The following is a 10124-nucleotide window of genomic DNA, read 5'->3' on the forward strand; positions in this document are numbered from 1 at the left end:
CCGTGGCCGAAGGCCATGTGCCTGCGCACTCCCGGACGGTCGATGTCGAGGCGGTCGGCGTCGGGGAAGGCCTCGGGGTCGCGGTTCGCCGAGTCCGTCACGAGGACTGACCCCCTCGCCGGCGCGTACGAGGTGTCCCGCCACCTCGACGTCCTCGGTCGCCACCCGCCGGCGGCCGGTGTGGACGATGGTGAGGTAGCGCAGCAACTCCTCGACGGCGAGGGCGACTCGGCCCGGATCGTCCGTGTCGCGTACGACCGCGAGCTGCTCGGGGTTGCGCAGCAGCGCCAGGGTGCCGAGCGCCGTCATGTTGGCCGTGGTCTCGTGGCCTGCGATCAGCAGCAGGATCGCGTTCTGCACGAGCTGGCCCCGGTTGATCTCACCGGTGCGCATCCGCTCCACGATCAGCGAGCTGAGCAGGTCGTCGCCCGGCTCCTTGTTCTTGGAGTCCACCAAGTCGCCCAGATAGGCGGCCAGTTCGTCGTTGGCCGTCAGGACGGCTTCGACGTCGGAGTTCATGGCGATCAGCGTGCGGGCGGTGCGCTGGAAGAGCCCCCGGTCCTCGGCCGGTACGCCGAGCAGTTCGCTGATCACCAGCGAGGGCATCGGCAGGGCGAAGCTCTCGACGAGGTCGGCCGGCGGGCCCGCCGCCTCCATCTCGTCGAGCAGGCCGTCGATGATCTGCTGGAGCCTCGGCACCATCGACGCCACGCGCTTGACCGTGAAGTGCGCGGTGAACATGCGCCGGGTGCGGTTGTGGTCGGGGTCGTCCTGGACGATGAAGGGCGGGTCGACCGTCAGGCGCCTGGCTTTCGTGCCCGCGCTCTGGGAAGGATGCCCCGGCTTGGTGACGTCGGAACTGAAGCGCGGGTCGGCGAGGATGGTCCGCTGGTCGGCGTAGCGGGAGACCAGCCAGGCGGTCTGGCCGTTCCAGATCCGTACGGAGCTGAAGGGCTCGGCTTCGCGCAGCTCGGCGTATTTCGGGGGCGGGTCGAACGGGCAGCCGGTGGCGCGGCGGAAGGGGAAATCAGGAACGGTCGTCTCGGGAATGGCCGTCTCGGTCATGACGCGTACTCCAGACAGAGGTGGGGGTGGTCCGGTTGCTTCGCGTGCTGTTCGCCCGGTTGGGGCATTCGCGCGGTCCAGGCTCTTCGCGCGGTCGGGGCTCAGACGTGGACGTCGATGGCTGCGGCGGGGCAGAGCGCCGCCGCCTCGCGCGCGCGGTCGAGGGCAGCCTCCGGCGGGGTGGCTTCGAGCAGCACCACGACACCGTCCTCGTCCCGTTGGTCGAAGAGGTCGTCGGCCGCCAGTACGCACTGGCCGGCGGCGCAGCACTTGTCCTGGTCGATCTCGATACGCATGTGGTTCTCCCTGTGCTGCTCGTCGGGGCATCGCCCAAGACGTTACGTAACCTAAGTACTTGATACATCCAGTGGAAGTTGGATGCAACAGGTACACATCTTTTCTGGGGTCAGGTTGGCCGGAATCGTGCGGAGGTTCGGCATGATGCCTGCGTGGAAAGAACTCCAGAATCCCGGGCCGACAGCATCTCCGAGTTGCGCTCGGTGCTGAGCGCGCTGGCGTACAGCCTGACGCGAACGCGCGCCCATGAGCGACTGACCGCGATGGCCGGTATGTCCATCGACCGTCCCGGTCTCGCGCTGCTGCGTGTGCTGGTGAACGACGGTGTTCCGCTGCGGGTCGGTGAGTTGGCCGACCGGCTGGACGTACGGCATCCGCATGTGACGCGCCAGGTCAAGGAGTTGGAGCGGCAGGGCCTGGTGGAGCGTGTCCTGGAGGAGGGCGACCGCAGGGTGCAGAGGGTGACGCCGACCCGGCGGGGCAGGGATGTGCTCCTGCGCGTCGACATCACTATGCACAGCCTGCTGGACGAGAGTCTCGCCGACGTTTCCGCCGAGGAGATCCGTGCGGCGGTCGATGTCCTGCGGCGCATCGGCGGCCCCCGCGGCTGGAACCCCGGGGGGACAACGGGCCCCGGGGACCCGGGCGGTGAAGCCGGAGGCGGCGGTGCGGGCCCTGCCTGAAGACGCTCAGCCGCCGCTCCCCGAGCTGCTCCTTGAGCCGCTCCCCGAGTCGCTTCCCGCGTCCCTCGCCACGCCGTCTCCCGCCGTGGCGGGGAGCGCGGCCGCCGCGTCGTGGAAGGCGTGGCGTACGGCCGCGATGCCGTCTCCCTCCCGCGTCGGATGCACCCGGTTCGTCAGCAGTACGGCATAGCGCCCCGTCGCCGGGTCGACCCAGACACTGGTGCCGGTGAAACCGGTGTGCCCGTACGCCCGGGGGCCGAACGACCCGCCGACAGGGGAGCCGACGGGGTCCTGGCCCTGCCAGGCGAGCCCGCGCCGCAGCGCCAGGTGGTCCGTGTGGCCCGCCGTCATCGTGGCGAACGTGTCGGGGCGCAGCAGGCCCCGGCCGCCGCCCGCGAGCGCGGCGCCCAGCAGCTCCATGTCGGCGAGCGGGGCGAACAGGCCCGCGTGGCCGCCGATTCCGCCGAGCACCACAGCGTTCTCGTCGTGCACCTCGCCGACCACTGTCCGGCCGCGCCACGGACAGTCCTCGGTGGCCACGGCCCTGGCGCGTCCGCGCTCGTCGGGGTTGAAGACGGTGCTCCGCATCCCGAGCGGCGCGCACACCAGCCGCTCCACCAGCTCGTCCAGTGGATGTCCGCTCGCGGCCTCGGCGATCAGCCCGAGCAGGATGAAGCCCTGCGAGGAGTACTGGACGCGGGTGCCGGGCTCCGCCGTCAGCGGCAGTACCCGTATCGCCTCCAGCAGGGAGGCGCGGGTGGGATGGTCGCGGTAGAGCGGTACCTGTCCGGGGATTCCCGAGGTGTGGGTGAGGAGTTGACGGAGCGTCAGGTTCGCCTTGTCGCCGCCCCGGTACTCCGGCAGGTGGTCGCCGACGTGCCCGTCGAGCGAGAGGACGCCCTGTTCGGCGAGCGCCATCACGGCGAGGCCCACGATCGGTTTGGTCACCGACGCCAGGTCCCACAACTCGTCGCCGTCCAGGGCGGGACCGTCCCACGAGCGGGTGCCGGTCCACCCCCGGTGTTCGGGTCCGGCGGCCGTTCCGACCGACCACGCGGCCCCGGAGTACACCCGCCGCTCACGTCCGGCGGCGAGCAGTTCGGCGATGCCGCTCACGCGCGACCACCGCCCGCCACCGTCTCGGTGCCACCGACCAGACCCAGGGCCGGTGTACGGGCACCGAGCCCGGCCGAGACCGTACGTGCGGCGGCGCGCACCATCGGCCCGTACGTCTCCACACTCGCCGCGTCCAGGGTGAACGTCAGCCCCGAGATGCCGATCGCGCCCACCACCCGGCCCTCGCCGTCGACGACGGGCGCCGCCACCGACCGTACGTCCGTCTCGTCGTACTCGTCCTCGACCGCGTAACCGCGCCGGGCCGCCTCCGCCAGCACCGCGCGCAGCGCCGCCGGTTCGGTGAGGGTGTGCGGCGTACGCGCGTCGAGCGCGGCCGTGCCGAGCAGCGCGTCGCGCTCTCCGGCCGGCAGCGCGGAGAGCATCGCCAGCCCGACGCCGCTGCAGAACAGCGGCGTCCGGTCGCCGGGCCGCGCGCTCATCCGGTACTCGCGGGCCGGCTCCGACTGGTCGAGATACACGGCGTCGTGCGCGTGCCGTACGGCGTAGTGCGCGACATGCCCGGTCCGCCGGCGCAGGTCCGCGAGGGCGGGCCGGGCGAGAAGGATGTCCCTGCCGTCGCCCAGCGCGGCGGCGGCGAGACCGAGCAGCCGGGGTCCCACCCGGTAGCTGCCGCCCTCGGCGGGCTCGGCGAAGCCGTACTCGGCCATCGTTCTCAAATGGCGGTGGACGGTCGGTTTGGTGAGTCCCGTACGCCGCGCGATATCGCCCAACCGGTGTGGCCCGCCTGCCTGTACGAGCGCTTCCAGCACCTCCATCGCCTTGTCGACGGGGCCCTTCGCGGGCTCTTCCTCGATCGATCGGGTGTTGACCGCTTTCGACATGTCGCTTAGCTTAACCCAACCGCATTCCATCTGCCGGAACGGATGTGTTGTTCAATGGAACGAATACGTCATGGGCGCCTCGTGGACCGGGGCCGTATGCGCCGCCGCGACGTCCTGCGGCTCGGCGGCCTGATCGTCCCCGCCCTTGCCGCCCCGGCGCTCCTCACGGGGTGCGGCACGGACCCGGCGAGCAGCGCCGGCAATGTCCTGCGGGTCTCCCAGCCGGGGGACCCGGTGACCATGGACCCGCAGAAACAGGGCGACATGACGTCGATGAACGCCCTGATCAATATGTTCGACACCCTCACCACCCGGGGCAGGGACAACAAGCTGCACCCGAGGCTCGCCCTCTCCTGGACCGCGACAACCCCGCTCACCTGGCGGTTCCGGCTACGCCCCGGAGTGACCTTCCACAACGGTGAGCCGTGTGACGCGGCAGCGGTGAAGTTCAGCATCGAGCGGCTGCTCAACCCGGCGACCAAGTCGCCGATCGTGGAGCTGCGTTACGTGAAGAGCGTCTCCGTCGTCGACCCGCTCACGGTCGACCTGCACACCTCGCTGCACGACCCGATCCTGCCCGACAAGCTGTCCCTCTTCGGCGGTGTGGTGGTCCCGCCGCGCTACCTGGCCGAGGTCGGCGACACCGGATTCGCCAACCACCCCGTCGGCACAGGCCCCTTCACCTTCGTCCACTGGCAGCAGGACCACGAACTGCGCATGCGGGCCTACCCGAAGCACTGGGAAGGACGCCCCAGCGTCGACGAACTCGTCTTCAGCCCGACCCCCAACCCCTCGACCTCGCTCGCCGCCCTCCAGAGCGGCGGCGTGGACCTGGTCGCCGGACTCACCCCCGACGCCGCGCAGCAACTCGACGGCTACGGCGGCGTGAAGCTGGACGGCTACACCGGCATCCGTACGTCGTACCTCTCGCTCAACACCCTGGACAAAGGCCCGTTGCGGGACCGGCGGGTACGCCAGGCCCTCAACCACGCCGTCGACGTACCCCTGTTGATCAAAGCCGTCCTCGGCGGCAAGGCCACCGAGACCTCCGCGCTCATCCCGCGCGGAGCCTTCGGATTCGACCCGTCCGTCAAGCCGTTCACCCGCTCCGTGGCGACCGCGCGCCGACTGCTCGCCGAAGCCGGCTACCCGCACGGCTTCTCCACCACGCTCACCGCCTCCAACATCGACTCCAATGTGGCGGAAGCACTCTCCGGACTGCTCGCCAAGGCCGGGGTGGACGCCCGCGTCGACCTGATCGACCCCGGTACCTACTCGGACCGGCTCACCTCGGACAACCACGGCGCGCTCGGCCCCATGTACCTCGCGGCCAGCACCGTCTGGACGCTGGACGGCGAGTCCATGGTCCAGTCGAACGTACGCAGCGACCGCCGGCAGAGCCGGTGGCACTCCAAAGAGGCCGACAAACTCATCGACATCGAAGAACTCTCCGGCGACACGGCCAAACGGCAGCAGGCCTTCTCGGACCTCCAGCGGCTGATGCGCGTCGAGGCCCCCTTCGTCTTCCTCTACCAGGTCGACAACATCATCGCCCGCAACGAACGGCCCCGCTGGACCCCCGGCTCCGCCGGCGTCCTGGACATGGAAAGCGCGGAGGTCACCCGATGAGCGATCTCACCCTCCAGCCACCCCGGGTCAGGACGGAAGGCGACCGCCGCACCGGCGGGGGAGCGCGGCTGCTGCGCGCCGTCCTCATCCGGCTCGGCACCGCCCTGCTCGTCCTGCTCTGTACGGCGACCGTCTCCTTCTTCCTGGTCCGGCTCTCCGGCGACCCCGTCAAACAGCTCCTCCCGCCGGACGCCACCAGCCACCAGGAAGCCGTACTGCGCGCCTCGCTCGGCCTGAACCGGCCGCTGTTCACCCAGTACGCCGACTTCCTCTGGGGCCTGCCCCGCCTCGACTTCGGCAACTCCCTCGTCTACAACCAGCCCGTCAGCCACATCCTGGCCGACCGGCTGCCCGCCACCCTCGAACTCGCCGCCGCCGCCCTGGTGGTGACCCTCGTCATCGCCGTCCCCGCGGGCATCTTCGCCGCGATGCGCCGGGGCCGCTCCTCGGACCGGGCCGTGATGACCGGCGTACTGCTCGGCCAGTCCACCCCGCCGTTCTGGGTCGGCATCCTGCTGATCCTGGTCTTCGCCGTCGGCCTGCACGCCCTGCCCGCCTCCGGCTACGGCACCTTCGCCAACCTGGTGCTCCCCGCCGTCACCCTTGCCATCTACTCCGTCGCCGTCGTCTCACGCCTGCTGCGCTCCTCACTGATCGACGTGCTCTCCTCCGACCACATCCGCACCGCGAGGGCCAAGGGCTTCGGCCCCGTGAAGGTGGTCCTCACCCACGGCCTGCGCAACGCCTCGCTGCCGGTGGTCACCGTCGTCGGCCTGGAGATCGGCAGCCTGCTCGGGGGCGCGATCCTCACCGAACAGGTCTTCTCCTGGCCCGGGGTCGGACAGCTCACCATCGAGGCCATCTCCAACCGCGACTTCCCCCTGGTGCAGGCCACCGTGCTGTTCTTCGCGGCCACCTTCGTCGTGGTGAACCTGCTGGTCGACCTCTCCTACAGCTTCCTCGACCCGAGGGTGAGGACGTCCCGATGACCGTCACTTCACCGGCCGTTTCCGCTCCGGCCCCCACCCGCGCCCCCGCGCGCGGCAGCTCGGCCGCGCTGCGTACGCTGCTGCGCAACAAGCTCGCCGTCGTCGCGCTCGCCGTACTCCTGATCCTGCTGATCGCCGCGCTCTTCGCGCCGCTCATCGCCCCGTACGACCCGAACGCGCAGGACCTGCTGCTCCGGCTGAAACCGCCCGCCTGGCAGAGCGGCGGCAGCGGCGCCCACCCGCTCGGCACCGACCAGCTCGGCCGCGACATGCTCTCGCGTGTCATCTACGGGACCAGGGTCTCGCTGCTCGTCGGCGCCGGAGCCGCCCTGCTCGCCGGTGTGATCGGCACCGCGGTGGGCCTCGCCTCCGGCTACTTCGGCGGCTGGCTCGACCGGGTCCTGATGCGGCTCGCCGACGTACAACTCGCCTTCCCCGCCATCCTGCTGGCGCTGGCCATCGTCGGCTTCCTCGGCTCGGGACTCTGGTACGTCATCCTCGTCCTCGGCTTCACCGGCTGGGTCTCGTACGCACGCGTCGTCCGCTCCGAGGTGATGTCGCTGCGCTCACGGGACTTCATCACCGAGGCACGCGCCATCGGCGTCACCGACGGCGCCATCATGCGCCGCCACCTGCTGCCCAACGTGATGGCCCCGCTCGCCACCATCGGCACCCTGCACATCGCCGCCGCGATCGTCGCCGAGGCCTCCCTGAGCTATCTCGGGCTCGGTGTTCCCAAGGAGACCGTCACCTGGGGCTCGATGCTCGCCGACGGCCAGCTCTACCTGGGCACCTCCTGGTGGGTCGCCGTCTTCCCCGGCATCGCGCTCATGCTCACCTCCCTCGCCATCAACATCACCGGCGACGCCCTGCGGGACGTCGCGGACCCGAAGGCGTACCGCCGATGAAGCCCCTCCTCGAAATCGACGGCCTCAGCGTCGACTTCCGTCTCGACACCTCCACCGTGCACGCCGTCAAAGGCGTCAGCCTCCAGGTCTCCGAAGGCGAAACCCTCGCCGTCGTAGGGGAGTCGGGCAGCGGGAAGACCGCCACGGCGCTCTCCGTGCTCCGGCTCAACCCCGCGCCCCCTTGCGTCTACGCCGGCGGCCGCGTCCTCTTCGACGGGCGCGACCTGCTCACCCTCTCCGAGAGGGAACTCGGCCGGATCAGGGGCCACGACATCGCGATGGTCTTCCAGGACCCGATGACCAGCCTCGACCCGCTCCAGCGCGTCGGAGCGCAGGTCGCCGAGGTGCTCAGGCACCACGGAGACGTCTCCCGGGCCTCGGCGAAGGAAGCGGCGCTCGCCGCGCTGGACGAGGTCGGCATCCCCGACCCCGAGCTGCGCTACCGGCAGTACCCGCACGAACTCTCCGGCGGCCTGCGCCAGCGCGTGATGATCGCGACAGCGCTGGTGGGACGGCCGCGGCTGCTCATCGCCGACGAGCCGACCACCGCGCTCGACGTCACCGTGCAGCGTCAGATCCTCGACCTCCTCGTCGCGCTCCAGCAGAAACACGGCATGGCCGTCGTACTGATCACCCACGACCTCGGGGTGGTCGCCGAGACCGCCGATCGTGTGGTCGTCATGAACGAAGGCACCGTCGTGGAGAGCGGCGACGTCCTCGACATCTTCGACCACCCGGCCGACGACTACACCCGCCGGCTGCTCGCCGCCACCCCGCGATTGGAGTCGGCATGACGACCGGAACGCCCGGAACACCTGGAACACCTGGAACAACCGGAACGCCCGGAACTACGACCGGAACCGGTACGCCGCTGCTCGAACTGGCCGACCTGCGCAAGGAGTTCGGCGGCAGGCACGGCAGCGTGGCGGTGGACGGTGTCTCCCTCACCGTGCGGGAGGGCGAAACCCTCGCGCTCGTCGGCGAGTCGGGGTGCGGCAAGACCACGCTGACCCGGCTGCTGCTCCGACTGCTCGAACCCACCTCGGGCAGTGTGCGCTTCGACGGGCAGGACCTCGGCACGCTTCCACCGGCCGAACTGCGCCGCGTACGCCGCCAGATGCAGGTCGTCCTCCAGGACCCCTACTCCAGCATGAACCCCCGGATGCGCATCACCGACATCGTCGCTGAACCGCTGATCACCCACGATCCGGCGGCCCGTGGCCGGCGCGGGAGGGCCCGTACGAGGGAACACGTCGGCGAACTGCTCGAATCCGTCGGCCTCGACGCCGGGATCCAGGACCGCTACCCGCACGAATTCTCCGGCGGCCAGCGCCAGCGCGTCTCGATCGCGCGCGCTCTGGCCCTCGAACCCCGGCTGGTGGTGCTCGACGAACCGACCAGCGCGCTGGACGTCTCCGTACAGGCCCGGATCCTCGACCTGCTGGCGGAACTCCAGCAGCGGCTCGGGCTGACGTATGTCTTCGTCTCGCACAACCTCGCCGTCGTGCGGCAGGTCGCCGACCGGGTCGCCGTGATGCGCGAAGGGCGGCTCGTCGAAGTGGGCGACGCGGGCCAGGTGTTCGGCGACCCGAAGCATCCGTACACACGCCAGCTCCTGGACGCCGTACCGATACCCGATCCGCGCAAGGCCCGCCGGGGTCCCGGCCGAGCCCCGCTGACGAGCGGCGGGACCCGATGACCACCCGGAGACCGGACCGCCCGCTGCTACAGGTGGGAGAGGACGAGCCCGGCGCCGCCGAGCAGCGCCACATCGTCCACGGCCGCGCCGCTCACCAGCACCCGGGGCCGCTCCGCCCCCGCGGAGGCGGAGTCGGAGCGCAGCCGCTCCTCCACGATCGTACGGAACCGCTCACCGCCCTCGCGCGCCTCACCGTGCAGCACGAACAGGCCGGGCGCGAAGAGCTGCTGCACGTTCACCAGACCCAGGGCGAGATTCTCCGCGTACTCCGCCACCACCCGCCCGGCCGGACCGCCGCCGCGCTCCACCAGCGCGCCCAGCGACATCCCGGCCCCGAGACCGGCGGCCAGCGCCCGGGCGCGCAGCCAGCGGGTGGTCGCCACGGTCTTCCAGCAGCCACAGCTGCCGCAGGTGCACGGATCGCCACTGGCCGACACCGTCATATGGGCGCCGCTGCGGCCGCCCGGCGGGGCGAGCACATCGCCGTCGTACAGGATGCCCACGCCGAGCACCTCACCGGTCGACACCGAGGCGAACGTACGCCGGCCGCGCCCGGCACCGAACCAGCGATCGCCGAGCACCTGGAGCCGCGCCCGGTGCTCCACCCGTACCGGCACCCCGGTCAGCGCCCGCAACCGCTCGGTGACCGGATAGCCGCGCAGCGCCGGCACATCGTTGACCTCGGTGATCAGGCCCGCCTCCGGATCGACGAGACCCGCGGCGGCCACCCCGATCCCCTGCGGCTCGTGCCCGGCGAAGACCCGGGCCGCCAGCGCGAGCGCCGCGTCGATGTCGGCGGGCGTCGCCGTCGCCGCGTCGTACGAGGCCTCGGCGCGCGCCAGCACGGCGCCCGACATGGTCAGTACGGCGGCACGGGCCCGGCCAGGCACCAGCTC

11 protein-coding genes are annotated in these 10124 nt (G+C 71.0%); 6 read left to right on the top strand and 5 right to left on the bottom strand.

Features of this window, described 5'->3' with window-relative positions:
• On the bottom strand, positions 1–1065 hold a 1065-nt coding region (locus tag QR77_RS47045), incomplete at its 3' end, for a cytochrome P450 (RefSeq protein ID WP_052489198.1).
• A gap of 101 nt (positions 1066–1166) precedes the next feature.
• Positions 1167–1361 carry a ferredoxin gene (locus tag QR77_RS31945; RefSeq protein ID WP_040025520.1) on the bottom strand — a complete coding sequence of 65 codons (195 nt, stop codon included), beginning with the start codon at positions 1359–1361 and terminating at the stop codon, positions 1167–1169.
• 153 nt (positions 1362–1514) lie between these two features.
• Between QR77_RS31945 and QR77_RS31950 the strand changes: the two genes are divergently transcribed.
• Positions 1515–2045 carry a MarR family transcriptional regulator gene (locus tag QR77_RS31950; protein WP_150130470.1) on the top strand — a complete coding sequence of 177 codons (531 nt, stop codon included), beginning with the start codon at positions 1515–1517 and terminating at the stop codon, positions 2043–2045.
• Positions 2046–2051: 6 nt separating this feature from the next.
• On the opposite strand, the gene QR77_RS31955 is transcribed toward QR77_RS31950, so the two are convergent.
• Together QR77_RS31955 and QR77_RS31960 are read right to left on the bottom strand one after the other, a co-directional pair.
• On the bottom strand, positions 2052–3161 hold the full coding sequence (locus QR77_RS31955) for a serine hydrolase domain-containing protein (RefSeq protein WP_078877403.1): 1110 nt from the start codon (positions 3159–3161) through the stop codon (positions 2052–2054).
• Complete coding sequence (locus tag QR77_RS31960) at positions 3158–4003, bottom strand: IclR family transcriptional regulator (protein WP_040025521.1); 846 nt, start codon at positions 4001–4003, stop codon at positions 3158–3160. The genes QR77_RS31955 and QR77_RS31960 overlap by 4 nt, the downstream gene beginning before the upstream one ends.
• A 54-nt stretch (positions 4004–4057) precedes the next feature.
• Between QR77_RS31960 and QR77_RS31965 the strand changes: the two genes are divergently transcribed.
• From QR77_RS31965 to QR77_RS31985, 5 genes are read left to right on the top strand one after another with little or no spacing between them, the layout of a single operon-like run.
• Positions 4058–5632, top strand: a complete 1575-nt coding sequence (locus QR77_RS31965; protein WP_052489200.1) for an ABC transporter substrate-binding protein — start codon at positions 4058–4060, stop codon at positions 5630–5632.
• Entirely contained in the window at positions 5629–6621 is a 993-nt protein-coding gene (locus QR77_RS31970; RefSeq protein ID WP_040025524.1) for an ABC transporter permease, read from the top strand. Before QR77_RS31965 ends, QR77_RS31970 begins: the two co-directional genes overlap by 4 nt.
• Positions 6618–7529, top strand: a complete 912-nt coding sequence (locus QR77_RS31975) for an ABC transporter permease (RefSeq protein WP_040025526.1) — start codon at positions 6618–6620, stop codon at positions 7527–7529. The genes QR77_RS31970 and QR77_RS31975 overlap by 4 nt, the downstream gene beginning before the upstream one ends.
• Positions 7526–8323, top strand: a complete 798-nt coding sequence (locus tag QR77_RS31980) for an ABC transporter ATP-binding protein (protein ID WP_052489201.1) — start codon at positions 7526–7528, stop codon at positions 8321–8323. Before QR77_RS31975 ends, QR77_RS31980 begins: the two co-directional genes overlap by 4 nt.
• The gene (locus QR77_RS31985; protein WP_078877405.1) at positions 8320–9228 is read left to right on the top strand and encodes an ATP-binding cassette domain-containing protein; all 909 of its coding nucleotides are present in this window, start codon (positions 8320–8322) and stop codon (positions 9226–9228) included. Before QR77_RS31980 ends, QR77_RS31985 begins: the two co-directional genes overlap by 4 nt.
• 26 nt (positions 9229–9254) lie before the next feature.
• Here the strand turns inward: QR77_RS31985 and QR77_RS31990 are convergent.
• On the bottom strand, positions 9255–10124 hold an 870-nt coding region (locus QR77_RS31990; protein WP_078877908.1), incomplete at its 5' end, for an ROK family protein.

Origin of the sequence: Streptomyces sp. 150FB (genome assembly GCF_000818195.1) — a bacterium.
Taxonomy (GTDB): domain Bacteria; phylum Actinomycetota; class Actinomycetes; order Streptomycetales; family Streptomycetaceae; genus Streptomyces.